This window comes from Peptoniphilus asaccharolyticus DSM 20463 (genome assembly GCF_900176115.1).
GTDB lineage: Bacteria > Bacillota > Clostridia > Tissierellales > Peptoniphilaceae > Peptoniphilus > Peptoniphilus asaccharolyticus.
In genome coordinates this window covers 1,302,751-1,327,695 of sequence record NZ_FWWR01000009.1, presented here as the reverse complement: position 1 = coordinate 1,327,695, position 24,945 = coordinate 1,302,751, and the positions used below count along the sequence as shown (strand labels likewise).

Annotated in this window: 23 protein-coding genes and 3 pseudogenes; 6 read left to right on the top strand and 20 right to left on the bottom strand. The window is 33.2% G+C overall.

The features are described 5' to 3' along the window. The first annotated feature begins 32 nt into the window (after nucleotides 1-32). Nucleotides 33-1,193 (top strand): CapA family protein, encoded by a 1,161-nt coding sequence (locus tag B8869_RS07510; RefSeq protein WP_084231005.1) that lies wholly within the window; start codon nucleotides 33-35, stop codon nucleotides 1,191-1,193. A gap of 66 nt (nucleotides 1,194-1,259) precedes the next feature. Here B8869_RS07510 and B8869_RS07505 read toward each other — a convergent pair whose 3' ends face one another. The 8 genes from B8869_RS07505 to thiD all read right to left on the bottom strand — a co-directional run bounded on the left by B8869_RS07505 (nucleotide 1,260) and on the right by thiD (nucleotide 8,957). Then, nucleotides 1,260-2,480 (bottom strand): FprA family A-type flavoprotein, encoded by a 1,221-nt coding sequence (locus tag B8869_RS07505; protein ID WP_084231004.1) that lies wholly within the window; start codon nucleotides 2,478-2,480, stop codon nucleotides 1,260-1,262. Between the two features lie 7 nt (nucleotides 2,481-2,487). Then, nucleotides 2,488-3,240, bottom strand: a complete 753-nt coding sequence (locus B8869_RS07500) for an exodeoxyribonuclease III (protein WP_084231003.1) — start codon at nucleotides 3,238-3,240, stop codon at nucleotides 2,488-2,490. Between the two features lie 9 nt (nucleotides 3,241-3,249). Continuing rightward, on the bottom strand, nucleotides 3,250-4,071 hold the full coding sequence (locus B8869_RS07495) for a tRNA 2-thiocytidine biosynthesis TtcA family protein (RefSeq protein ID WP_084231002.1): 822 nt from the start codon (nucleotides 4,069-4,071) through the stop codon (nucleotides 3,250-3,252). 475 nt (nucleotides 4,072-4,546) lie between these two features. Beyond that, complete coding sequence (gene yaaA, locus B8869_RS07490) at nucleotides 4,547-5,266, bottom strand: peroxide stress protein YaaA (RefSeq protein WP_084231001.1); 720 nt, start codon at nucleotides 5,264-5,266, stop codon at nucleotides 4,547-4,549. Then, nucleotides 5,266-5,718: a peroxiredoxin gene (locus tag B8869_RS07485; RefSeq protein ID WP_084231000.1), complete on the bottom strand. Its 453-nt coding sequence runs from the start codon at nucleotides 5,716-5,718 to the stop codon at nucleotides 5,266-5,268. Before B8869_RS07485 ends, yaaA begins: the two co-directional genes overlap by 1 nt. Nucleotides 5,719-5,816: 98 nt before the next feature. Next, nucleotides 5,817-7,370 (bottom strand): ABC-F family ATP-binding cassette domain-containing protein, encoded by a 1,554-nt coding sequence (locus tag B8869_RS07480; RefSeq protein ID WP_084230999.1) that lies wholly within the window; start codon nucleotides 7,368-7,370, stop codon nucleotides 5,817-5,819. A 252-nt stretch (nucleotides 7,371-7,622) separates the two neighbouring features. Next, nucleotides 7,623-8,033 (bottom strand): hypothetical protein, encoded by a 411-nt coding sequence (locus B8869_RS07475; protein WP_084230998.1) that lies wholly within the window; start codon nucleotides 8,031-8,033, stop codon nucleotides 7,623-7,625. Between the two features lie 132 nt (nucleotides 8,034-8,165). Further along, nucleotides 8,166-8,957 carry a bifunctional hydroxymethylpyrimidine kinase/phosphomethylpyrimidine kinase gene (gene thiD, locus B8869_RS07470; protein ID WP_084230997.1) on the bottom strand — a complete coding sequence of 264 codons (792 nt, stop codon included), beginning with the start codon at nucleotides 8,955-8,957 and terminating at the stop codon, nucleotides 8,166-8,168. 187 nt (nucleotides 8,958-9,144) lie between these two features. On the opposite strand from thiD, the gene B8869_RS07465 reads away from it, so the two are divergent. Both B8869_RS07465 and B8869_RS07460 read left to right on the top strand, forming a co-directional pair. Further along, a complete protein-coding gene (locus B8869_RS07465) occupies nucleotides 9,145-9,582 on the top strand; it encodes a MaoC/PaaZ C-terminal domain-containing protein (protein WP_084230996.1) in 438 nt (145 codons plus the stop codon). A 63-nt stretch (nucleotides 9,583-9,645) separates the two neighbouring features. Next, nucleotides 9,646-10,125 carry an ECF transporter S component gene (locus B8869_RS07460; protein ID WP_084230995.1) on the top strand — a complete coding sequence of 160 codons (480 nt, stop codon included), beginning with the start codon at nucleotides 9,646-9,648 and terminating at the stop codon, nucleotides 10,123-10,125. Between the two features lie 118 nt (nucleotides 10,126-10,243). Here the strand turns inward: B8869_RS07460 and hisS are convergent, their stop codons facing one another. Together hisS and hutG are read right to left on the bottom strand one after the other, a co-directional pair. Further along, nucleotides 10,244-11,551 (bottom strand): histidine--tRNA ligase, encoded by a 1,308-nt coding sequence (hisS, locus tag B8869_RS07455; RefSeq protein WP_084230994.1) that lies wholly within the window; start codon nucleotides 11,549-11,551, stop codon nucleotides 10,244-10,246. A 9-nt stretch (nucleotides 11,552-11,560) separates the two neighbouring features. Further along, nucleotides 11,561-12,559, bottom strand: a complete 999-nt coding sequence (hutG, locus tag B8869_RS07450) for a formimidoylglutamase (protein ID WP_084230993.1) — start codon at nucleotides 12,557-12,559, stop codon at nucleotides 11,561-11,563. 311 nt (nucleotides 12,560-12,870) lie between these two features. On the opposite strand from hutG, the pseudogene B8869_RS07445 reads away from it, so the two are divergent. Beyond that, nucleotides 12,871-13,905: pseudogene (locus B8869_RS07445) on the top strand (IS30 family transposase). Nucleotides 13,906-14,147: 242 nt separating this feature from the next. Further along, nucleotides 14,148-14,516: a DUF5633 domain-containing protein gene (locus tag B8869_RS07440; protein ID WP_084230992.1), complete on the top strand. Its 369-nt coding sequence runs from the start codon at nucleotides 14,148-14,150 to the stop codon at nucleotides 14,514-14,516. Nucleotides 14,517-14,783: 267 nt separating this feature from the next. On the opposite strand, the gene B8869_RS07435 is transcribed toward B8869_RS07440, so the two are convergent. Both B8869_RS07435 and B8869_RS07430 read right to left on the bottom strand, forming a co-directional pair. Continuing rightward, nucleotides 14,784-15,137, bottom strand: coding sequence for a hypothetical protein (locus B8869_RS07435; protein ID WP_144017955.1), 354 nt, complete (start codon nucleotides 15,135-15,137; stop codon nucleotides 14,784-14,786). A 248-nt stretch (nucleotides 15,138-15,385) separates the two neighbouring features. Then, the gene (locus B8869_RS07430) at nucleotides 15,386-15,703 is read right to left on the bottom strand and encodes a hypothetical protein (protein WP_234989790.1); all 318 of its coding nucleotides are present in this window, start codon (nucleotides 15,701-15,703) and stop codon (nucleotides 15,386-15,388) included. 156 nt (nucleotides 15,704-15,859) lie between these two features. Between B8869_RS07430 and B8869_RS12645 the strand changes: the two are divergent. After that, nucleotides 15,860-16,890, top strand: a pseudogene (locus tag B8869_RS12645) (IS30 family transposase). 500 nt (nucleotides 16,891-17,390) lie between these two features. On the opposite strand, the pseudogene B8869_RS07415 reads toward B8869_RS12645, so the two are convergent. From B8869_RS07415 to B8869_RS07380, 8 genes and pseudogenes are all read right to left on the bottom strand, one after another. Beyond that, a pseudogene (locus B8869_RS07415) lies at nucleotides 17,391-18,378 on the bottom strand (IS30 family transposase). 201 nt (nucleotides 18,379-18,579) lie between these two features. Next, nucleotides 18,580-19,272 (bottom strand): V-type ATP synthase subunit D, encoded by a 693-nt coding sequence (locus tag B8869_RS07410; protein ID WP_084230988.1) that lies wholly within the window; start codon nucleotides 19,270-19,272, stop codon nucleotides 18,580-18,582. A gap of 7 nt (nucleotides 19,273-19,279) precedes the next feature. Beyond that, a complete protein-coding gene (locus tag B8869_RS07405; RefSeq protein WP_084230987.1) occupies nucleotides 19,280-20,812 on the bottom strand; it encodes a V-type ATP synthase subunit B in 1,533 nt (510 codons plus the stop codon). After that, a complete protein-coding gene (locus tag B8869_RS07400) occupies nucleotides 20,805-22,586 on the bottom strand; it encodes a V-type ATP synthase subunit A (protein WP_084230986.1) in 1,782 nt (593 codons plus the stop codon). Before B8869_RS07400 ends, B8869_RS07405 begins: the two co-directional genes overlap by 8 nt. A gap of 10 nt (nucleotides 22,587-22,596) precedes the next feature. Continuing rightward, the gene (locus tag B8869_RS07395) at nucleotides 22,597-22,905 is read right to left on the bottom strand and encodes a V-type ATP synthase subunit F (RefSeq protein ID WP_084231078.1); all 309 of its coding nucleotides are present in this window, start codon (nucleotides 22,903-22,905) and stop codon (nucleotides 22,597-22,599) included. Continuing rightward, the gene (locus B8869_RS07390) at nucleotides 22,898-23,887 is read right to left on the bottom strand and encodes a V-type ATP synthase subunit C (protein ID WP_084230985.1); all 990 of its coding nucleotides are present in this window, start codon (nucleotides 23,885-23,887) and stop codon (nucleotides 22,898-22,900) included. Before B8869_RS07390 ends, B8869_RS07395 begins: the two co-directional genes overlap by 8 nt. Before the next feature lie 9 nt (nucleotides 23,888-23,896). Further along, complete coding sequence (locus tag B8869_RS07385; protein ID WP_084230984.1) at nucleotides 23,897-24,466, bottom strand: V-type ATP synthase subunit E; 570 nt, start codon at nucleotides 24,464-24,466, stop codon at nucleotides 23,897-23,899. 10 nt (nucleotides 24,467-24,476) lie between these two features. Further along, on the bottom strand, nucleotides 24,477-24,944 hold the full coding sequence (locus tag B8869_RS07380; RefSeq protein ID WP_084230983.1) for a V-type ATP synthase subunit K: 468 nt from the start codon (nucleotides 24,942-24,944) through the stop codon (nucleotides 24,477-24,479). Nucleotide 24,945 lies beyond the last annotated feature (1 nt).

Below are 24,945 nucleotides of genomic sequence, written 5' to 3'. Positions count from 1 at the left end.
AAACTATATGCTATAATTGACTTGGTGATATTATGAAAAAAATTATTATAACTATTTTTGCAATAGTGTTTTTAAGTCTTGGAGTTCTCTTTCTGTATAACTACAAGCCGGAAAATTTGAACCTCAATACACAGACTACTAAAACCACTTCAGCTAAAAATGAAAGTCCCATTTACCGAACAAAAATATTTGCCACCGGCGACATAATGTACCACATGCCACTCTATAAAAATAACTATGATTCATCAACTAATACATATTCGTTTAATACGTACTACCAAAAGGTTGAAGAATATCTAAAAGGTGCTGACTTAGTATTAGGTAATTTTGAAAGCACAGTCAACCCAAACAGACCTGTTTCAGGACACCCAATGTTTAATACTCCGCCGGAGGCTCTAAGTTATCTAAAATCCGTTGGCTTTGACGCACTTGCCACTTCAAATAACCATTGTGTAGACACCGGCTATGATGGAGTTAAAACCACTCTCGACGAGATGGATAGAGTTGGTCTAAAGCACTTTGGAACACGCCGAGAAGGTGATAAACCACTCATAATTACATCTAACGGAATAGCAGTAGGGTTGCTTTCCTATTCTGAAATGTTTAATGGCTTAGAAGGTCTTGTGCCCTCTGACAAAAGATATGAACTCTCGCCACTGCAAGAAGATTTAATTTTGGGAGATATTCAAAATTTAAAGAGCCTTGGCGCAGATTATATAGTGGCCTATCCTCACTGGGGCGTTGAATATGCCAAAGAGCCATCCGAAACACAAAAGCACTTTGAAAAATTCTTGCTCGACAACGGAGTCGATACAGTGCTCGGCTCTCACCCACACGTTTTACAAAGGGCTGAATTTAAAGATGGTAAATTTACAATCTTCTCCATGGGAAACTCCATCTCAAACCAAAGACAACAATGGATTGGACACCAGGGAGTTGAGTCCGGTGTGTTCGTGGAATTGAATTTAGTAAAACAAAATAACGTAACTAAACTCGAAAGCTTTGTACTCCACCCAACTTATGTCAATAGATATCACGACGATAAAGGTAAAATCCAATCCGAAGTTATTCTGTATTCAGATATCTTAGAAGGTGGTAAGTATAGAGAATTGCTAAATAAGTCGACACAGAATTTTGTAGACTCAAGCTATGATTGGGTTTCAGAAAGACTTGGCATATTGCGAAGTGAATAAAGTCTAAAAATTAAATTTAAACGCTAAAAAACAGTTGAGATATTTCCCAACTGTTTCCTTTTTATATTAATCTTCTTTTTTATTTCTATCGTCTAAGATTCTCTTAGCCATTTCTTTTCCAAGGTCTTTTAACTCTTGGATTTGTTCGTCAGTTGCAGCACCTTTTATTTCAGGTTTGATTTCTAAAACATCACATTTCATTTCTTCTGCAAATTGGTCGAATCTCTTCATTGCTCCACCGCTCCATGAGAATGAACCAAAGAATCCCCAAACATTGTTCTTCATCTTTTGATGTTTCAATTCTTCTAATAAGAATGACATTGGAGGGAAGATGTTGTTGTTATAAGAGCAAGAACCTAAGATTACTCCCTTGTACTTCCATGTATCAGCTAAAAGATAAGATAAACTTGTCTTTGAAATATCTCTAATTCTAACGTCGCTTATTCCACCTTCAACCACACCTTTAGCAACAGCTTCTGCCATTCTTTCAGTGTTTCCATACATACTTCCGTATATAATCACAACACCATCAGTAACTTCTTGTTTAGAAAGTCTTGTGTATAAATCCAAAATCTTTGAAGGATCTTTTCTCCAAACAACTCCGTGCACAGGACAGATTGTCTTTATATCAAGAGTTTCCAATTTGTTAAGAGCTCTTAGAGCTTGTCCGGAGTATTTACCAACAATATTTATAAAGTATCTTGTTGTTTCAGATAAGTAATAATCGTCAAATTTTACTTCATCATCAAAAATAGCTCCGTTTAATGTACCAAATCCACCAAATATGTCTTGTGAAAATAAAGTCTTTGTAGCTTCTTCATAGCAAACCATAGACTCTGGCCAGTGAACCATTGGAGTCATATAGAAAGTAAGCTCTCTATCTCCAAGTTTTAAAACTTCTCCATCTTTTACTTCAATTATGTTTTCTGTAATTCCATAATAGCTTTCAAGTAGAGGAACAGTCTTTTTATTGCAGATTATCTTTACGTGTGGATATATTGAAAGAAGTTCTACAATGCCGCTTGAATGGTCAGGTTCAACGTGGTTGATTACAAGATAGTCAAGATCCTTGTCGCCAAGAATTTCATATAATTTTTCTAAAAATCCTTGAACCGTAGTATCCTTTACAACATCCATACAAATGCTAACTTCTCCTGTAAGTAAGTATGCATTATATGCTACTCCATCAGGTAGAGGCCACATTCCTTCAAAAAGCTGTGTTATTCTGTCATTAACACCAATGTAATATAAATTCTCTTGTATTTTTTCAGTTAATAAATTATTCATTCTTACCTCACTTTAAAATAAGTTCTACAGGACAATGGTCAGAACCCATCATACCTTGATGTATCTTGGCATCTTCAAGTCTATCTACAAATCTTTCAGAAACTACAAAATAGTCTATTCTCCAACCTATGTTCCTCTCACGAGCATTGTTGAAGTTACTCCACCAACTATATTCTTCCGCCTTATCCGGATAGAAATGTCTGAAAGTATCCACATAACCATTCTCTAAAAGTTCAGTGAACTTAGCTCTCTCTTCATCACTGAATCCTGCTGACTTATGGTTTGTATCTGGATTAGCTAAGTCGATTTCATTGTGCGCAACATTTAAGTCCCCACATAGAATAACCGGCTTAGACTTGTCTAACTCATTTAGATATTCTCTAAATGCATCTTCCCAAACTACTCTATAGTCTAAACGCTCTAACTTTCTCTTTGAGTTTGGAGTATAACAAGTTATAAAATAATAATCTTCAAATTCAAGAGTTATAACACGTCCTTCTGTGTCATGCTCTTCAATTCCTATGCCATAATTTACAGATAGTGGTTTTAACTTTGTAAAAACTGCCGTTCCCGAATACCCTTTTCTCTGTGCATAATTATAATATAATTCATATCCATCAAGTTCAAGTTCCAATTGTCCTTCTGAAAGCTTTATCTCTTGAAGTCCAATTATATCTGGATTCATCTGCGCAAGTTTCTCAACAAACCCCTTTTTTATCGCTGCTCTTAAGCCATTTACATTCCACGATATAAATTTCAATCTTCACCTCTAATATTCTTCCATAAAAGATATTTTCTTTCCGTCTTTATCTTTATATCCAATAATAGCTCCTAATTCAACATTTTCAGCCGATCTCAATATACTGATAGCCGCATTAGGATTTTTCTCTTCCACCTTTTGAATCAAGCTCTTAATATAACCTCTCATAGAGCCTTCTTCCTTTTTCTCCGCTACTTCACAAGCACAATCCAAAGCTCTTAGTCCAGTCGAATTCATAAACCTTTGAACAGACTCTTCTCTTACATAGTACATAGGCCTAATCAATTCTAAACCCTCAAAATTTTGAGAATGAAGCTTTGGCATCATAGTCTTATAATTCCCCGCAAAGAGTATATTTAACATTATAGTCTCTATGACATCATCAAAATGATGCCCCAAGGCCAACTTATTGCACCCAAGCTCTTGTGCCTTCGCATATAGATTTCCCCTACGCATCCTCGCACACATATAACAAGGATATCCATCAGACAGTCTTTGAGAAACCTCAAACACGTCCGAATCGTGCACCTTTACAGGAATACCCAACTTCTCACAATTATATTCAAGCATTTCCCTATTCACTTGATTATATCCTGGGTCCATTGCTATAAATTCTAAATCGAAATGCATCTTCCCATGTCTTTTTAGCTCTTGAAAGCATTTAGCCAAAGTTAGAGAGTCTTTTCCGCCTGAAATTGCAACGGCTATCTTATCTCCCTCTTGAATCATATCAAACTCATTAATTCCTTTGACAAAAGGCACCCATATATATTTCCTATAACTCTTTATTAAACTTCTTTCAATTTCTTTTATAGTCTTTATATTATTCAAATATCTCTCCCCTTAATACCTTATTATTATAACATGCTTTAAGTACATATTGGGTATATGTATATAGCTGATTATATGAAAAATAATACAAATGGGCCAGATTTTTCAGAAGCTTTGGCTCAATATTTCTAATATTTTTAGGAGTTATATGGAGCTACTTTTCAATTTCAAATAGACATAGTTTAATTCAAAGTGGAGTTGATCCATTTATTGTGATGGCAATACATATCTGCGGTTTCATATTAGTAGCCATCGGGATTTTTCTTTTAGTTTACAAATTAAAAATCAACATGAAAAAAGAGTTAATGTAACTTAACTCTTTTTTGAATTTTCTATTTAAGATTATATTATCAATCTTATATGCAAAAGACTGTCTTAAAATCCTTATAATTTCAATATTAATTATCAAAGGTATTTCTTGAATAATTTACTTTGATAATATTTATCTAACTTAACTCTTTTTAAAAGTTCTTAACTATCTATAAAAATTATATTCCGTTTCAGTAGAAGTCTCTGGATTAAAAATATATCCATTTCTATCAAAATTTTTTATCTCTTCTACAGTTTGAACTTTATTTTCTGCTAAATATCTGACCATTTCCCCTCTTGCCATTTTAGAATAGGTTGCTTTTTGCACTGGTTTGCCTGATACAATTTCATAGAAACTGCAAGTCACCATTTCTCCATTTTGAATATAGGGCTCAACGACCTTTGTATATTCTTTTGATGCTAAGTTTACAATTGGAGCCTTTAGCTCTTTATATATTGTATCTGCCCAGTATTCATACAAGTTTTTCTTATCTGCTATTGATATTTCTGCTTGCATTTCAAGTCTGTATGGAACTACTCCATCTAAAGGTTTTAATACTCCATAGAATCCTGACAATATTCTCAAATGGTCTGTTAGATAGTCTATCTCTTCTTTTTCCAGCGTCTCTGGAGCAATATTTTTAAATACTATTCCATCATACGCAAACAGCGCAGGAGTAGGTCTTTGTTCAAACATATTTTTTATTCTCTGATAGTTTTGTTCCGCCAACTTATCATTACATTTCCAAATATCTTTTAATTCTGTATATGATTTGTTTTGAAGCTCTTTTAAAATCTCTGTTGTCTTATCTATCAGTTTAGACTTACTCATTTCTTGGCCATCTACATATTTCATCTTCTTTGTTGGAGAGAGAATTATGTGCATTATATTTCCTCTAACATATTTTTAGGGTCGGCTTTAGCTTTTACTTTGCCATTTGCAAATATTATTGTTCCTTCTTCGTCTATCACATAAGTTGTTCTAACTATTCCTAAGGCTGTTTTTCCGAATATTGTCTTTTCTTTCCAAACATCATAGTCTTTAATTGTCTTTAGTTCTGGATCTGAAAGGATTGTTATTTTTAAATCTTTTTTGGTTTCAAAATTCTTATGTGATTTTACACTGTCTTTGCTAACTCCAAGAACAACTGCATTTTTATCTTCATATTCTGCTTTTAATTCTGAAAATCCAACTGCTTGCATTGAACAGCCCGGTGTATTATCTTTTGGATAAAAATATAGTATAACTTTTTTCCCTCTATAATCTTCTAATCTGTGTACTTTCCCATTTTGGTCTTCTAATTCAAATTCTGGTGCTTTTGCTCCGATTTCTAACATATTTATTCCTCCGATATTAACTTTATATTTTTATATTACCCATTTTTTAATTTATTACATAAAGAAGAGCAAATCACTTAGGATTTACTCTCTATATTTTATTCAGCTTCTTTAAAATCTTCCATGTTCCATATTTCTGTGGCAATGGATTCATAGAAATCTCTCTCATGGCTTATTAAAAATACTGCGCCATCAAATTCTTTAATTGCTCTTTTTAATTCGTCTTTTGCTTCTGGGTCTAAATGGTTTGTAGGCTCGTCAAGCATAAGCACATTTGCCGGTCTGTTAAGTATCTTACAAAGTCTTACTTTAGCTTGCTCCCCACCGCTCAAAACTTTAACTAATGATTCTATTTGTTCTGTCATAAGTCCACATTTAGCAAGTGCTGCTCTAACTTCAGCTTGATTCCAACTTGGATATTCCTCCCAAACTTCATCAATGGCTGTCTTTTTATCTTCATAAAACTCCTCTTGTTTGAAGTAGCCAACTTGGATGCTCTGTCCTTGATGAATATTTCCTGAAAGAGCCTTTACTTCTCCAAGAACTGTCTTAATCAATGTACTCTTTCCTGTACCGTTTGGCCCTACAAGAGCAATTCTGTCTCCTCTCTCCATTCTCAAGTTGAGTGGTTTCGTAAGAGGTTTATCATAGCCTATGACTAAATCCTTGGTTTCAAAAATCAACTTGGACATTTGTGATGTGGATAAGAATCTAAATTCCGGCTTTGGTTTTTCCTTCGCAAGTTCTATGATATCCATTTTATCCAATTTCTTTTGTCTTGACATAGCCATGTTTCTAGTGGCAATTCTCGCCTTATTTCTGGCAACAAAGTCTTCAAGCTCTTGAATTTCTTGTTGTTGTTTTTTATATGCTGCTTCTATTTGCTTTTTCTTTAGCTCTCTTAATCTCTCAAATTCTGAATAGTCTCCAACGTATCTGTTCAATTCCTTGTTTTCAACATGGTAAATTATATTTATTACAGAATTTAAAAAGTCTATGTCGTGTGATATCAATATGAATGCATTGTCGTAGTTTACAAGATAGTTTCTAAGCCAGTCGATGTGATTTTCATCAAGATAGTTTGTAGGCTCGTCAAGCATAAGTATATCTGGCTTTTCAAGTAACAACTTTGCAAGTAGTATCTTAGATCTCTGACCACCTGATAGGTCTTTAAAATTCTTTTCAAGTCCTATGTCGTGTAATTCAAATGCATTTGCAATTTCTTCTACTTTGGAATCTATCATGTAGAAATCGTGTTGCTCGAGTAGAGTTTGTAGAGTTCCCACTTCTTCCATCAACTCGTTTAACTCTTCTTCTCCAACTTCGCCCATCTTCATATATGCGTCATTTATCTCTTGTTCCCAATCGTATAGATGGGCAAATGCGCTCTTTAAAACATCTCTAACTGTGTAGCCTCCAACGAAAGTTGCGTGTTGGTCTAAATATCCAACTCTAACTCTCTTGGCCCAAGTTATTTCTCCCTCTTCTGGAATCAATTTTCCAGTTATGATATTCATAAATGAGCTCTTTCCCTCTCCGTTAGGCCCTACAAGACCAACGTGCTCACCTTGCAACAATCTGAAATTTACATCATTTAATATTTCTCTTCCGCCATACTGATGACTTAAATTTTTTACCGTTAAAATACTCATCTCTCACCTAACTTTTTAGCATATTACATTAATTTTGAAATGCCAATACTTTGGCCTTCAAATGGATAACTCATCCTATAACTTTCAAATTCTTTTTTTATTTTCTCCACTTTTTCATAGTCTCGTTCATACAGTGCAAAGGCATATTCTATATGAAATCTATTTATAAGCGCCTTTAAAACTCTTTTCCTAAATTTCTTAAATTCCTTGGTGTTATATTTTTCTATAGCTTCTTCATTTCTGTTTAGAAGTTTAAAAAAACAGAACTTCTCCTATTAAGACTTGTCTTTGCAATTCAGAAGATAACACAGGTTTTGAAACAGATTCTTCTGCTATCTCTTCCGCCTTTTTAAAATCCCCACGCTCTGAATAATAATCTACCATAAAAGCGCTAAATTCTAAATACTTCATGCTATCAGAATCGAATAAAACTTTTAATTCTTTCTCTGACCATATATTTCCGCTCACACCTTTTAAATACCTTTCACTCGCAACCAAACTCGCATGTATTAACACTCTATGAGATTTATTTTCATAGCTATCTAAAGCATTTCGTCCGTCATTATTTATAGAAGTGCTCACCGGCACACCATTTGTCACTGCCGCCACAATCCCTATTATCATCATGTGGTATGCAAATACTTTTATTACTCCTGTCGCCATAAATAGTACAATCAACCAAAAAAGTGTTATCCACTATAGTATTCTTTTCTGTATCTGTTAAAGCTTCCCAAAAATAAAATTTTGATTTTAATATATTCTCTATATCCATAAGCCCTCGCCATTTTAAAGTTTTTATTCAGCTATAAAGTATCCATGGTCTAAAGGTCCGCTCCCACTTCCCAAGTCCAACTTTCTCATCAATAGGTTATTTAAATATAATTTCGCCAAATATATAGAGTCTGCAAGCGAATGTCCCTTTGCCAAGTTAGAGGCTATGGCTGATGAAAGAGTACATCCAGTTCCGTGTGTGTTTTGGTTAGCTATCTTTTTGCCTCTAAACCAAGTTTCTTCCCCATCGTACAGCAAATCGTCGCAACTGTCGTCTAAATGCCCACCTTTTAAAAGCACAGCCACATTTGATTCTTCATAGATTAATTTTGCAGCTTCAACCATGTCTTCTATGCTATTTATTTCTTTTCCGGACAGAACTTCTGCTTCTTGAAAGTTCGGTGTTATCAAATCTGCAAGTGGAAATAATTTTTCTTTTAAAGCTTTGACTGCCTCAGTCTGAATTAAACTCGAGCCACTTGTCGCCACCATCACAGGATCAACTACAATATTTTTGGCAGAATATTTTTTCAAATTCTTAGCTATCACTTCTATCAACTCCGAACTTGAAACCATACCTATCTTGACTGCATCTGGAAATATATCTTCAAACACACTCTCTAATTGGCTGTCCAAAAATTCCGGACTTACTTCCATAATATTGCTAACTCCCGTTGTGTTTTGAGCTGTCAGCGCCGTTATACAACTCATTGCATAGACTCCATTTGTAAGCATTGTCTTTATATCTGCTTGAATGCCAGCTCCTCCGCTTGAATCACTTCCAGCTATTGTAAGTACTTTTTTTCTAATTAACATCTCTTCTCCTTAAATCTAAATTTTTATTCATTCGTATAAATCTTAATATGTTTTAGTTTTTAGAATTAAATTTAAATTATAAAATACCTCTATTTATAAATTATATACTACATACCCCTGTAAGTAACTTATTCTCCTAAAAAGTTATTTTAAATTCTTCAAGGGTATCTTTTATTAGAGGTGAATTATGTATTTAGAAGATTATTATGTGGGACAAAAGTTTGATGTAGCTCCTGTTAAGATTACTGAAGAACACATTATTAGACATGCCAAAGAATATGATCCACGTCCTTTTCATATAGATAAAGAAGCCGCAAGCAAAACTCGTTTTAGAAAATTATTTGCTTCCGGACTTATGACCTTAAATGTATGTTGGGGAGAATGGGTTAAAACCAAGACTGACGAACCCGGAGTGATAGCAGGAATAGGCATGGACAAAATCAGATGGTTAAGTCCGGTGTTTGTGGATGATGAACTCCACTCAACTATCACAGTTTCAGAAATCACGCCTTCACAAAAGCCACATGGTGTAGTCAAGTTTGACATGGTATCTATGAATCAAAATGATGATGTCGTGCTAACTCTCACCGCAATTGTGCTTATTGCTAAAAATCCGCTTTTATAGAATCTATTGTAAAAATAGTATCTCCTCCATATAATTATATTAGAACAATATGGAGGTTTTTTTATGAACATTAAGTTATTAACTCGTACAGCTCTTTTCATGGCAATCGTAACCGTGACAACCATGGTTATAAACATTCCCATTCCAGCTACAAAGGGATATGTAAATGCGTCTGAAATAGCTGTATTCTTAGCGGCTGCACTTTTACCTTTCGCATACAATACGGCTGCTGCGGGAATTGGATGTGCTCTTGCTGATATCTTACTTGGATACAGTCTTTATGCACCTGCAACTTTAATCATCAAAGCTATAGAAGCTCTTATAGCATTTAAACTTTTAAAGGGCTTTAAGCTAAATCCCTTCTTGGCTTTTGGAATAGCTTGTCTATTTATGCCAGTTGGATATTTTGTATACGAGTTCGGAATTTTGAGATATACTTCTGAAGCTGCTATAGCCGCCCTAATTCCAAATTTATTACAAGGACTTTTCGGCGCCATTGGAGCTGGAATTGTATATCCTTTCTTAAAAAAATTAGCTGACTAATTTTCGCAATTTTAAATTACTTATTAAATTTATTTTAGGAGGCCTATTTAGGTCTCTTTTATCTTTTGATTTTAAATTTGCATATAAAAAATCCGACGATTTTTCGCCGGACTCTCTTCTATTTTAATCTTGCTATTATCTGTTCTACTGTCAAACTTTCTTGTTCTTGCTTAACCATATCTTTTATAGCATATTCGCCAGTCTTAACTTCATTCTCTCCAACTACTATAGTGTATGGAATGTTTAAAGAGTCTGCATATTTAAATTTCTTACCTAACTTAGCTTTTTCTGTGTAAACAGTAGTAGCTATTCCTGCTTCTTGTAATTTTGCTGCAAGTTTTATACTATCCATTTCATAGTCGTCCATAGGTATAACCATTACATCAGTTAGACTTTCCTTCTTAGCTCCGATTATTTTAGCTTGGTTAAGTTGGTAGAAAAGTCTTGATAGACCTATTGATAGTCCAACTCCTGGAAGTTTTCTATCTGTGTAGTAGCTTGCAAGGTTTTCATATCTTCCGCCTGAGCAAACTGAACCTATTTCAGGATAGTCTACAAGTTCTGTTTCATACACTGTGCCAGTGTAGTAATCAAGTCCCCTCGCTATTTTTAAGTCAACTTTATAGTTGCTCTCTGGAACTCCATATCCACCAATGCATTCTATAACTGTCTTTAGCTCTGCAACTCCCTCTTTGAAAGTTTCATTTTCAATTTCAAAGCTTTCCAATTTAGCTATGACTTCAGCATTTGTTCCATCAATAGTTATAAAATCTAAAATCTTATCCGCATTTTCAGAAGAAACTCCTATCTCTAAAAGTTCTTCTTTAACTTTTGCAACTCCTATTTTATCCAATTTATCTACAGTTCTAAGCACAGAAACTGTATCTTCTATCTCCAATGCTCTGTAAAAACCATTTAATATTTTTCTGTTATTTATCTTTATAACAAATTTATCAAATCCAAGGTCTTTGAATGTGTGATAAATTACAACAGGGAACTCTGCATCGTTTAAAATGCTAAGTTTTTCATTTCCTATTGTGTCAATATCGCATTGGTAAAATTCTCTAAATCTTCCCTTTTGAGCTTTTTCTCCACGATACACCTTTCCTATTTGGTATCTTTTAAATGGAAAAGATAGATCGCTAAAGTGCTCTACTGTATATCTTGCCAAAGGCACTGTAAGATCAAATCTAAGAGACATATCTGTATCTCCCTTTTGGAATCTATAGATTTGTTTCTCTGTCTCTCCGCCACCCTTTGCAAGAAGTACTTCACTCTTTTCAATTACCGGAGTATCCAATGGCAAGAATCCATACTTCTCATAGTTTCTCTTTATAGTGTCCAACATCTCATTAAAAAGTATTTGTTCTCTCGGCAACAATTCCATAAACCCTGGAAGTGTTGAAGGCTTTACTATATCTGTCATTTCTTCCCCCTAGTTAAAATTTATTTCAACCATCTCGCTCACTACGCTGTATATCAACACTGCTGCAAGACTGGCTGTAGCATTGTCTTTGTCATATCTTGGTGATACTTCAGCTATATCAAAGCTCACCACTTTACCTGTTTGTAAAATATGCTTAAGTATTATAATTACCACTTCCGGATCCAATCCCAAAGGTTGTGGAGCACTTACACCTGGTGCGTAGGAACTTGAAAATACATCAGAACAAATTGTCACATATATAGAATCCATCTTCCTTGTGAATTTATCTATGCTGTCAAACAATTTATAAATTTGTCCGTTCACTATATCTTTAGCTAAAATGTATTCTACACCTGCATCCTTTGCAAAATTAAACAAACTCACTGTGTTGGAATGCTTTTGTATTCCTATTGGCAAATAATTAAAATCCAAACCTTTCTCTTTGTTCATGTCGTGAATTTGTCTAAACATAGTCCCAGATGATGGGCCGTTTTCTTCATAAGGTCTGCAATCAAAATGTGCGTCAAAGTTTATTATCCCCAACTTATTTGACTTTGCATACTTATCAAAAAGTCCTTGGTAGTGTCCAAATGCTGTTTCATGACCTCCACCTAAAAGAATAGGTTTTAAATTCAAATCCAACATTCTGTCCACTGCTTTAGCCAAACATTTTTGACCTTCGTCTAAACTAATACCTTGAACATATACATTTCCACAATCGAAAATTTTCACTTCTTTCGGAAAATCACATGGCAATTTAGAAAGTTCTTTTCTAATGCTCTTAGGTCCGTTGGCAGCTCCAACTCTTCCCTTGTTATATTCTATTCCCCAATCACATTCGAAACCTAAGATGCCAATTCCAAATTCACCCTCAAAAGGCTCTAAACTCTCATCGTTTAAATCTATTATCTCAACCCATTGATGCCATCTAAATGAGTCATAATCGTCTACTGAATCTATCCTTCCAGTCCAGTTGTATGGAAGTTCTTTGCTGTAATTCTCTATCATATAACCACTCCCTTAGTATTTTGATTTTATCACTAAATTAAAATATTGTCAGCTTTTTGCAACGATTTAATACTCTAATCATTTAAAAATTAAATCCATGCACTTTCACATGGATTTAGAAATCATTTTTCTGCTAAATATCTAAATGCTTTTTGTACTTTTCTGGAATAGCACTTAGGTATTCTTCTCTTGTAGTTCTCTTTCTGTCTGGATCTCTGAAGAAATGCTGAATTGTAAAATGAAGTGCAACAAAAAGACATAACTATCTGATATACTTAAGTCGACGAAAATAAAGCATAAGAGCGATAGTTATGTCTAAAGAAAATAGTACCACAAAATCATCTTATAATCATCTTTCAACTATTGAAAGGGGAAAAATCGAGGTACTTCATAAACAAGGAAAATCTAAATCAGAAATTGAACGAGAACTTGGTAGAAATCGTTCTACGATTAGTCGTGAATTAAAACGTGGAACTGTTACACAAATGAAAATCAAAAACGAAAAGGTTATTTATTATAAGGAATATTTCGCTGAAACAAGTCAAGAACATTATAAAAATAAACGAAAGAAATCGTATTTTCTAAAGCTAAAAAAGACTTCTAAACGATTTTTAACAAATTTTACAAAAGAAATGAAGGAAGAAGTTCGTATTCATAGTGTTGAATCATTTGTAAAAAGATATGAGAAAGAATGCGAAGATGAAGTGATTCTAAGCACTAAAACTCTTTATAACTATATTCATCAAGATTTTTTAGAAGTGAAACCAATAGATTTACCACGTGCTACTAGAATGAAACCAAGAACGAAAAAACGCCCATCAACTCATAAACGTCTAGCTGGTAAATCCATTGATGAACGTCCTAAAATTATTTAAAATCGAACAGAATTTGGTCATTGGGAAGTTGATTTGATGATTGGAAAGAAGTTTATTAACGAAACAGTTTTGCTTACGCTTGTTGAAAGAGTAAGTAGATTTGCGATTGCTAGAAAGTTACCGTTTAAGTCTGCAAGTCTTGTGAATCATGAAATTAATAAAGTCGTTAAAGAATTTCCAAATTTGGACTTTAAAACCATTACAGCTGATAATGGTGCAGAATTTTCTAAATTAGGAGAATTAAACTGCATAGAAGATGTGTTTTATGCACATCCTTATTCTTCTCACGAGAGAGGGACAAATGAGCATTTTAACGGGCTTATGCGAGAGTTTTTACCAAAAGGGCAATCGTTCAATTCGTTGACTGACGAAGAACTCCAACGATATGTAACTGCTATTAATAACCGTCCAAGAAAACTATTAGGCTTCTTAAGTGCAAATGAGCTGTTGGAACAATTACTGGCTGGGTAATGGGATTTTATGGAAAGTCAATTAAAAGAAAAAACGCGCCAAAAATTTGGTGCGAACCCCCTAGGGGGTTATTAGTATATTTGTTTGTTTTGAATCATAATACATTGTAAGTATAAAGTTAAATGAGGTGTATAGGATAAGTTAGCGTTTGTTGCACTTGACTTGACAATTCACGATTTTCTAATTATTATAATAATGTCATCAAGAGGTGATTATAAATTTAATCATAAATAGGAGAAAATATGAAGAATAATTTCAAGAAAAAAGCAGCAGTTTTAGCCTTATCAGGTGTACTATTTTTAGGTGGATCCTCATTTGGAAATGTATATGCCTATAATAATCTTAGACCAGAACACATCAAAAATGCTCAAACTCAAGAAAAAGCAGATGAAGAAAGAGTAAAAAATTTAAATAGAAAACAAGAAAATAACAAACCTGCACCAGAGAGATTAAAACCAGAATTAACAGCAGGGTACAATACAAAAATCTCTGCAATATTTGCAGCTTTAAATCATATCAGCGACTTTAACAAAGGATACGAAATAGTTAAGGGTAATGATGGACTATTCTACATTAGACTTTTAACAGAAGAAGTTGCTAAAATCAGATAATCATTAAAATAAAAAAATTCGATACCTTTTCTCTGAGATATTTGATAAGGGTATCGAATTTTTTATTATTTTATTGTAAATATTAGCCTTATAAATCAGCTAAGTCTATTATTATTTCTTATTTACTGATCAAACTTATTTTAAAAGTGGCTCTATGATATCTGTTAGAGATTTACTCCCCAACAGATATTATAGAGCCTTTAATTTTATACTTTAGTATTCTTTCATAACTAAAATCCGCCGAATTTCTCCGACGGACTTTAATTATTAAATATTAAACTTTACTTCTCTTATCAACCCAGTATCTTCATCCTTAAATGTCAATACTCCATCTAAAACACTAACTGTTTTAACATCTATATTCCCCTTTATACTTGCAACTATGCTTTGATTTTTATCAAAGACTATTAAATTGTCACCTTTATCAAAAGTTGCAAATACATAATTATTTACTTTTCTCAAACCTGTTAGAGAACCTTCTCTATTTAATTTCTTTCTATTTTGATTGAATAAGGCTCCATTTTCTATGGAAGTTTTATAGTAAATATTTCCATTAAGTGCTGTCATTAATATAGGGTCCCATTTATTAACATCAAACCTTAATATTTCTTTCTCTTCCATATCTATTAAATTTAAGCAATTAACAGTTTTTTGAGTCTCATAATCCACTGTAAAATATAAATTATTATTGTCTAAAACTAAATTGCTTCCATTTTTATTTACATCTTTTACTTCAATATCTTTACCGTTATCAACCTTAGAAATTATTATATTTGAATTCTTTCTATTTCTTCCTACTAAGTAGTTTATTCCTCCTATTTCTTTTGAAAAATAGTATTCTCTAAAATTAGTGTTGTATTCACTTATATTTAAAGTATCTCTTTTATAATTATTTTTTTAGAACTTATTCTCAAGCCTAAATCTTTATCAAAACTATACTCCCAATTAAATTCATCATTACAAAATCTCCATGTCAACGGAAAATATGTCACATCTCTATATACTAACAAAGGAAATTTTTCATTTTTATTATCTATATCCTTTCCATTGACAACTACATTGAAATCTGCTTGCTTAGCTACATCATAATTTTTATTTCTTCTTCCAATATATCTATAATAATCTCCTTTAGGCGCATCACTTTCTATTTTTAAAGTTCTTGTATCTTTATCCCAAAAAGTATTCACTCCTAAAAATCTTGAATTTTTATATGTCATTGGAAAGTAAGTTATATTTTTATAGATAATTTATCATAACAAGTGCAACATAAATAAACTCATAGCTAATCAGCTGTGTTAATATGTAAGTGACCAAACAAAACATATTAAAAGGAGTGATTAACTATGAGCTATAACCATCTTACCATAGAAGAAAGATCTTGTATTTACCAATTTTTAAATTTAGGAATGAGTATAAGGAAAATTGCACAAGCACTTAAAAGGTCACCTAGTACAATATCTAGAGAAATTAAAAGAAATTCATCTAAGATAAAAGTTAGTAGGGGAAGTTACACTAAGTACTTTCCGATAAAGGCAAATGATAAATATATTGATAGAAGAAAAGACTGCCATAAGAAAAAGTAAATTTTCTAAAGATGTTATTGATTATTTAACTGTAAAGATTAACGAACATTGGTCCCCTGAACAAATATCAAATAGAAACACAAATGAGATTCATGAATTACCATCTACATCAACGATATATAGAATGATACACGCCAAAAAAGCTGCCAAAAACTAGTATGAAAAATTTGAGAAGAAAAAGCTAAATTTAAAAGGCCAGCAGAAAAAAGAGGAAAATTCAATGATAAAGGTAGAACAATTAAGAAAAGACCTAAAGAGATATACAGAAGGCAAGAATTAGGCCACTGGGAAGCAGATACAGTGGAATCAGGCAGATTAGATCATAAAAGGAAAGTAGATGTTGTTTCGTAACTTTAGCAGAAAGAAAATCTAGATATTATATAGCAATCCTAGTTGAAAATAGAAAGTCGGAAAGCGTAACACCAGCAATAATAAATGCAATTAAAAGATTATCCAAAAAGAATTAAGTAAAAACAATAACCTTTGATAGAGGTAAAGAATTTTCAGAATTTGAAGAAAATAAGAAAAAGAATTAGGATGCAAAACTTATTTTTTGTGATCCCTATTGTGCATGGCAAAAAGGTACAAATGAAAATAGTAACGGACTTTTGAGGGAGTTTTATCCTAAGGGTATGGATTTATCAGAAGTGAATATTGATGAATTAAATTATAACTTAAGTTTAATGAATAATAGACCTAGAAAATGTATAAAATATAAAACACCTAAAGAAGAACTTTTTTGGTCTCTTACCATAGGTGTTGCATTTGATTTGACAATTCGTCATTCTTAAAACAACATTAGAAATATATTATAAAGCCTTAATTTCACTCAATTTAATTAGATGCTGAAAAAAATTAATAAAATATTGATGGTATATATTTTATTTACTATACTAAAATGAATAAGAGAAAACGATAGTATAGAGTATAAAATTTAAAAAATTTTAATGTTATTTAGTTAAAATAAGTGTGAATTAATTATTAAATAAAATTATAAGAAAAATTTGGATTTTATATAAAGCGAGAAATGAAGAAAATATAACTATAAGATTTAACTAATCAAAATAAGATATGATTTGATAAAGGAGAGAGAAAGTGAATAACAAAACTAAGTTTATAATATTGTGTTGCATATTGATGGTGACTAAACGGGTTCAGGCTATGGAAACACAAAAAGTAAATATTCAAATTCCAAATTTCAAGGTAAGTATTAATGATATTGAGATGGAAAAGAGAGAAAATAAATATCCTATTATTTTATATAGACGAATTGTCAAATCAAATGCAACACCTATGGTAAGAGACCAAAAAGTTCTTCTTTAGGTGTTTTATATTTTATACATTTTCTAGGTCTATTATTCATTAAACTTAAGTTATAATTTAATTCATCAATATTCACTTCTGATAAATCCATACCCTTAGGATAAAACTCCCTCAAAAGTCCGTTACTATTTTCATTTGTACCTTTTTGCCATGCACAATAGGGATCACAAAAATAAGTTTTGCATCCTAATTCTTTTTCTATTTTCTCAAATTCTGAAAATTCTTTACCTCTATCAAAGGTTATTGTTTTTACTAATTCTTTTGGATAATCTTTTTAATGCATTTATTATTGCTGGTGTTACGCTTTCCGACTTTCTATTTTCAACTAGGATTGCTATATAATATCTAGATTTTCTTTCTGCTAAAGTTACGAAACAACATCTACTTTTCCTTTTATGATCTAATCTGCCTGATTCCACTGTATCTGCTTCCCAGTGGCCTAATTCTTGCCTTCTGTATATCTCTTTAGGTCTTTTCTTAATTGTTCTACCTTTATCATTGAATTTTCCTCTTTTTCTGCTGGCCTTTTAAATTTAGCTTTTCTTCTCAAATTTTTCATACTAGTTTTTGGCAGCTTTTTGGCGTGTATCATTCTATATATCGTTGATGTAGATGGTAATTCATGAATCTCATTTGTGTTTCTATTTGATATTTGTTCAGGGGACCAATGTTCGTTAATCTTTACAGTTAAATAATCAATAACATCTTTAGAAAATTTACTTTTTCTATGGCAGTCTTTTTCTTCTATCAATATATTTATCATTTGCCTTTATCGGGAAGTACTTAGTGTAACTTCCCCTACTAACTTTTATCTTAGATGAATTTCTTTTAATTTCTCTAGATATTGTACTAGGTGACCTTTTAAGTGCTTGTGCAATTTTCCTTATACTCATTCCTAAATTTAAAAATTGGTAAATACAAGATCTTTCTTCTATGGTAAGATGGTTATAGCTCATAGTTAATCACTCCTTTTAATATGTTTTGTTTGGTCACTTACATATTAACACAGCTGATTAGCTATGAGTTTATTTATGTTGCACTTGTTATGATAAATTATCGAATAAAAAAGAGAATGTAATTTTTCTAACTTAAACTACTTATCATTGAAGCAAAAATATCTGTTGAGTATTTCTACTAACAGATATTTTAAAATTTATTTAATTTGCCAAATCAAAGCTATGGAAATCAGATTCTTTCTTTGGTTGCTTACTCTCTTCTTTTGAAATTATATCTTTTACTTTCATCAGGCGAGTGATGCTCGCTCTTTCATTTTCATCCAATTTACTTCTTATATAAGAAACTGTTTCGGATAAATCTGGGATGGTCTTGTACTCAAGTGCATTTACTCTACGTCTTGTCTTTTCTATTTCATCTGCCATCAATTGAGCTGACTTTTCCATTTGTGCAAGTTCAAGTAATCTTTCAAGCACTCTGTTTAAGCCGTCTATTGCTTCATCCAAATCCGATGTGGTTTGAGCATATCCGTATGGATAGATTGAACCCGCCTCTGTGAGTTTTTTGGTTTCAAATTTCATATTAGGAATAAACACACTCATTACATTTTCAATTTCTATATCTAATTCTATAGCTTGCGTCGGAAAAGAAACTGCCGCCTCTAACATCTTTGGATCAGTTGAAGATGATGCCAATAAAAAGTTAGCAAAGGCTCTGTGCAATTCTTCTTCGACTTCTTCTCTTAATTTTTTATTTTCTCTTATTAAGTCAATGAATCTTCTCATAAGTTCGTCTTGCTTATCTTTTAAGAGTTTGTGACCTCTCTTAGATGTGGTAAGCCTACCCTTTAGATTAGTCATATTCATTCTGGTAGGACTTACATTTAATCTTGCCATGCTATCCCTACTTTCTGTCTTGACTTACTGGATCATGTCCCTTTATATCATTTAAAGTAGCTTGTGCAGCTGCTTTTGATTGGTCAGCTCTAATCTTATCTATCTCTTCAATAGATTTGTTTACCACTCTCTTGTGTTCTTCTTTATTTTCAGAAGTTGCATTAGAATCTGTCTTTCCAAGATATTTATCAATGTATTTATCATCAATTCTCTTAAGTTCCGTTCTTGGAATTATCTTTAGTAAATCCCAACCGGTATTTAGAGTGTCTTCAATACTTCTATTTGAATAGTATCCTTGGCTGACATATTCTTTTTCAAACGCATCTGCAAATTTAGCAAAAGCTTTATCAGCTTCTGAAAGAGCAGATTCACCCAAAATTACAGAAAGTTCTTTTGCTTCTTTTCCAGATGTGTAAGCTGCGTAGATTTGGTTCATTGTACCTGAATGGTCTTCACGAGTTTTACCTGCTCCAATACCCTTGTCTTTCAAACGTGAAAGTGAAGGTATTACATTTATTGGAGGTTCAATTCCCTTTTTATACAATTCTTTTGAAAGAATTATCTGTCCTTCAGTAATATACCCTGTAAGGTCTGGGATTGGATGTGTTATATCGTCTTCCGGCATTGTCAAAATAGGAATTTGTGTGATTGAACCATTTCTTCCCTTTATCTTTCCAGCTCTTTCATATATTCCCGCAAGGTCTGTATATAGATATCCCGGATAACCTCTACGTCCTGGAACTTCCTTACGAGCCGCTGAAACCTCACGAAGAGCCTCTGCATAGTTAGTCATGTCTGTCATGATTACCAAGACATGCATTCCAAGTTCAAATGCCAAATACTCTGCACAAGTAAGTGCCATCTTTGGAGTTGCAAGTCTTTCTATTGCAGGGTCATCTGCCAAGTTCATAAACAATACAGCTCTATCTATCGCTCCGGTTTCTTTGAAGTCATCTATAAAGAATTGAGCTTCTTCAAAAGTGATTCCCATCGCAGTAAATACTACCGCAAATTTATCGTCTTTACCAAGTACCTTAGCTTGTCTAGCTATTTGAGCGGCAACATTGTTGTGAGGCAACCCGGCACCTGAGAATATAGGTAACTTTTGACCACGAACCAAAGTGTTAAGACCATCTATAGCTGATATCCCGGTTTGAATAAACTCTGATGGATAGTCACGAGATACTGGATTTATAGCAGTACCGTTTATATCTATCTTTGCTTCTGGTATTATCTTCGGACCATCATCTATAGGATTTCCAAGTCCATCAAATACACGACCAATCATGTCCGGACTAACTCCAAGTTCAAGAGGGTGTCCCAAAAATCTAACTTTAGTATCTTGTAAGTTTATACCTGTTGAACCTTCGAAGATTTGAACCATGGCCTTGTCTCTTTCGATTTCTATTACACGACCACGACGTCTCTCTCCAGTTTGTAGTTCAATATCTACAAGCTCTTCGTATTGAACTCCACTAACTCCCTCAACAACCATTAGAGGGCCTACTACCTCTGTAACAGACTTATATTCTTTAAGCATTTACAGTACCCCCTTTTTCTGCATTAGGAGAAAGTGATCTAATTTCACTTTCAATATCTTCTATGATTGTATCTAAAGAAGATATTTCTTCTTCTGGAACGTACTTCATTCTTGTTATACGTTCTCTTACTGCCATCTTTTCTATTTCTGACAAGTATACTCCATCTTCTATTCCTTCAAGTCCCTTGTCATAGAATGCCAAGATTACTCTCATCATCTTGTTTTGCTTTTCAAGTGAGCAGAATGTATCTACTTCATGGAAAGCATTTTGTTGTAAATAATCTTCACGAAGAGATTTTGCAACTTCAAGCTTTAATTGGTCTTGTTCTGATAGTGAATCACGACCTACTAAACGCACAATTTCTTGAAGTGATGACTCTTCTTGTAGTAAAGCCATTGCTCTTTTTCTATTTCTTGAAAATTCTGAATCTATTTCAGAATCAAAATACTTGTCCATCTTTGTTTGGTATAGAGAATAAGACTCTATCCAGTTGATTGCTGGGAAGTGACGTCTATATGATAGGTCATAGTCTAACTTCCAGAATATTTTTACTATTCTAAGTGTGGATTGAGTTACTGGCTCTGAAATATCTCCCCCTGGAGGAGAAACTGCTCCTATTACTGAAAGTGCTCCTTCTCTGTCGTCTGAACCCAAACAAGTTACACGACCAGCTCTTTCATAGAACTCAGCTACACGAGAAGCTAAGTATGCTGGATAACCTTCATCACCAGGCATTTCTTCCAAACGACCACTCATTTCACGAAGAGCTTCCGCCCAACGAGATGTTGAGTCCGCCATCATTGCAACAGAATAACCCATGTCTCTATAGTATTCTGAGATAGTTATACCTGTATAGATTGAGGCTTCACGCGCCGCTACCGGCATGTTTGAAGTGTTTGCTATAAGCACTGTACGTTTCATTATTGATTGCCCAGTCTTTTCATCGATTAGCTCTGGGAACTCCATAAGAACGTCTGTCATCTCGTTACCACGTTCTCCACAACCTACATAAACAACCACTTGAGCATCTGCCCATTTAGCAAGTTGATGTTGTACAACTGTCTTTCCTGAACCGAACGGCCCCGGTATAGCTGCTGTACCACCCTTAGTTATTGGGAAAAATGTATCTATTACTCTTTGTCCTGTTATAAGAGGAGTGTTAGGGTCTATTTTACCTTTTGTCTTTCTTCCCCTTCTAACTGGCCACTTTTGAATCATATTAAATTCTTTTTCGCCGTTTTCAGTTTCAAGTACATATACTGTATCGTCTACGTGAAAACTGCCACTTTTTATGTCTTTTATTTTTCCGGATACACCTATAGGCACCATTATCTTATGGTTTATTACTTCTGTTTCTTGAACAGTACCTACTATATCACCTTCAACTACTTCATCTCCAACTTTAGCAACCGGAACAAACTCCCATAGCTTTTCTCTATTTAAGTTTTTAACTTCTGCACCCTTTGTCAAGAAGTCTCCCGCTACATCTTGAAGTGATTGTAGTGGTCTTTGAATACCATCAAACATTTGCTCGATAAGTCCCGGTCCAAGTTCAACAGATAGTGGAGCTCCTGTTGTTACTACATCGTCTCCAGGCCCAATACCTGTAGTTTCTTCGTAAACCTGTATTGAGGCTTCGTCGCCTCTCATTTCGATGATTTCACCTATTAATCTATCTTTAGAAACTTCCACCACATCATAAACAGCGGCTTCTTCCATGCCACTCGCAACAACTAGCGGACCGGAAACTTTTATTACTTTTCCTGTTTTCAAAATTTCCTCCTTACAATATGTTACTTCCAACAGCTTTTTCTACGTTTTTATCAATATTCTTCATTCCTATTCCCAAAGAACCTTTGTTAGAAGGAATTAAAACTATTGCCGGAACCGTAACACTATTATATCTATCAATGGTCTCTTCAATTTGCTCCGCAAGTTGCTCTGTGATAAATATGAGTCCATAATTATCTTTTGCAAGACCATCTACTATTCTTCTCGTCTGTTCTGCATCGTAGCTGATTTTTACATCAACTCCCAACGCTTTGAATGCTAATACAGAATCTTTATCTCCTACAACTGCTATCTTATACATATATTTCACGCAGCCTTTCACGTATAGAACTTGGAGCTGTTGAATTCAATTTTGAAATTAAAACCATTCTTATATTTTTAATCTCTGTCTCTCTGGCATATAAGTAAGCGAATAAAACTTCTGGCCCATAAGTAACTTTCTTTACATCCTTTACCAATTCCATAAAGTAGTTATCTCTCTGTCTTTCAAACTCAGACATAGTTCCAGTTTTCTTATATTCTTCAATACCTAATTTCAAATATTTATAGAACTCTGTTCTTCTAAATACCGAAGCATTTTCATCAACTTCTAATCCGAATATACTTTCCAATTCGGAAATTTCTATACTTCCACCTTCAATTAAAACTTTTTTCAAAAAATCAATAGTTCTCTCTTGTCTCTTACATCTTAGAACAGTTGATATATTTGAGAAATCTATTAGATTTCTAACATATTTTTCAAAAAGTTCCACTTTAGATTTTTTCGCTATCTCTCTTAGCTTTTCGAAATATTTTTTATCGATAAGTATATCTGCATCTTGTGGATTCTTTTCTTTTTCATATTCTTCTTTAGCTTCTCTAACTAAATCCGAATATTTTACATCTGCTCCTGTGTCCAAGCTCTTTTTAAGTTCATCTTTTGGAAAATTTCCAAGTTCATAGTATAGATAACTTAAATCTTCACCCAAAATATATTCTTTCAACGTAACTTTTACATTGTGGTAATAATATTTAAGAGCCAATAAATCTACAACAGAATCCTCTCTTGTCATAATGTACATATCTTTATAGAATTCCACTAACATCTTGTCGAGAGCTTCTTCATAGTTTTGAGCTTTTACAAGCTTTGAGACTTCTTCTTTATATTTCGTTTCTTGTAGTGCTCTTATAGCATCTTCTATATCAGCACTTTCTATCAATCTTTCAAAATCAGACTTATTTAAAAGTGATTTTTCAAAAATTCTGGTAGTGACGGACGGCTGAACAAATTCGTTTCTATCCATACCTACCTCCTATTTGTTTAAATTTTCATCTGAAAATAATTGTTTGTAAATTAAATTTTCTATATCACTTCTGTTATTTTCTATAACTCCTGCAAAATCATTGTTATACAAAATGTTGCCATCTTGAACTGCAAATCCCGAATTTACACTTTCTTCACTTACTTTAATCCCTTTGAAATTTTCAAAAATATATTCTCTATATTTAGACATTACTTTTAACTCGGCATTTTCACTTAGTTTAACTTCGCCTACTTCTTTTTCTATATAATCTAAATAATCTTTATCAGACATATTATTTAATTTATCTACGGCTAATTCTATAACTTCTTCAAGTACGCCTTGTTTTCTCTTCAAAATTTCATCTCTTGCTTCTAATTCAGCTCTTCCTGTTGCTTTTTCAATTAAATTTTCAACTTCTAAATCTGTTTTTTTTAGAAGCAACTCAGCTTTCTCTTGAGATTCTATTTCAGCTTTTTTTACTATTTCTTCGGCTTTTTGTTTTGCAGCGTCAATGATACTTTGCTGTTCTCTCTTAGAATCAGCTTCTATTTTTTCAAGTAAAGTTTCTATATTTGACACTACATCCTCCTTAAATTGAGTTCATGTGAAGGAATGAGATTGCCAATGCTAAAATTGCATACATCTCAACCATTACTGCAAGTACTATCGCCTTAGTCATGTGTTCTTCTTTTTTAGCTAATATATTTATTCCACTTACAACAACCTTACCTTGGCTGATTGCTGAGAAAAGTCCAACAAGACCTATAGGTATAGCTGCTAAGAAAAGTGAAAATCCTGTTTGTAAATCCATCTCTGGTTTTAATCTAAATAACATAAGCATACCAATTACGAAACCATATAGACCTTGTGTACCTGGTAGTAGTTGTAGTACAAGAGCTTTACCAAACTTTTCAGGTTCTTCTATAATTACTCCCGCTGCAGCTTCACCGGCTATTCCTACACCCTTAGCTGAACCTATACCTGCTAATGCAACAGAAATCGCTACACCTAAACCTCCAAGTATCATTCCACCATAGTTTACAAAAAATTCTGCCATT